Source organism: Oleiphilus sp. HI0125, from assembly GCF_001635355.1.
Window position 1 is genome coordinate 1 of record NZ_LWGF01000162.1, and the last position, 1,196, is coordinate 1,196.

1 protein-coding gene is annotated in these 1,196 nt (G+C 47.6%); it reads left to right on the top strand.

Annotation, left to right across the window (positions count from 1 at the left end):
* A partial coding sequence (gene hemL / locus A3762_RS02685; protein ID WP_068753984.1) for a glutamate-1-semialdehyde 2,1-aminomutase occupies positions 1 to 1,196 on the top strand: 1,196 nt, incomplete at both ends.

Here is a 1,196-nt window from a genome sequence, read left to right on the forward strand (position 1 = left end):
ACTCGCCTGTTCGTGCTTTTAAAGGCGTTGGCGGTAGCCCTCTATTTTTTGAAAAAGGTGAAGGTGCTTACCTTATCGATGCAGACGATAAACGTTACATCGATTACGTCGGTTCATGGGGGCCTATGATCTTAGGTCATGCCAACCAAGATGTGGTCGAGGCGGTACAAAAGCAATTGCAACAGGGCTTAGGATACGGAGCTCCGACTGAACTCGAAACGGTGATGGCTAAAAAGGTCTGCGAGCTAGTTCCCTCGATTGAAAAAGTGCGCATGGTCAGCTCGGGCACAGAAGCAACAATGAGTGCTATTCGCCTCGCACGTGGGTTCACCGGTCGCGACAAGATTGTTAAGTTTGAAGGATGTTATCACGGCCACTCAGATTCGCTACTTGTTAAAGCAGGTTCTGGCGCTCTTACACTAGGCGTTCCAAACTCTCCTGGCGTTCCAGCAAGCCTTGCAGAGCACACCATTACCCTGCGTTTTAACGATATAGACTCTGTCCGCCAAGCTTTTTCAGAGATTGGTAACGATGTTGCCGCGATCATCGTTGAGCCCGTTGCAGGCAACATGAATTGTATTCCGCCTGTGCCAGGCTTCCTTAAAGGGCTTCGCGACATTTGTGACGAGTACAAAAGCGTACTCATTTTCGATGAAGTGATGACCGGTTTTCGCGTTTCATTAGGTGGAGCACAAGGTCATTTTGGCGTAACCCCCGATATTACAACCTTAGGCAAAGTAATCGGTGGAGGATTACCGGTCGGCGCCTTTGGTGGACGCGCTGACATTATGGATTACATTGCACCTACCGGTCCCGTATACCAAGCAGGCACTCTTTCAGGAAACCCCTTAGCGATGGCAGCAGGGCTAACTATGCTCACCAAAATAAGCGAAGCTGGTTTCTATGAGCACTTGATAGCCCAAACCACAAAATTAGTTGAAGGTTTAAAACAAGCCGCTAAAAACACAAACACCTCAATGTGTTTCAGTCAGGCAGGTTCTATGTTCGGCTTCTTTTTCAGCAAAGAAGATAAGGTTGATTTCTACGAACAAGTAGTGGAATGCGATATGGAAAAATTCCAACGCTTTTATCATGAAATGCTCAACGAAGGCGTCTATCTTGCTCCTTCAGCATTTGAAGCTGGCTTTGTTTCTAGCGCACACTCAGATGAAGTCATCGCGGCTACAATTGCTGCT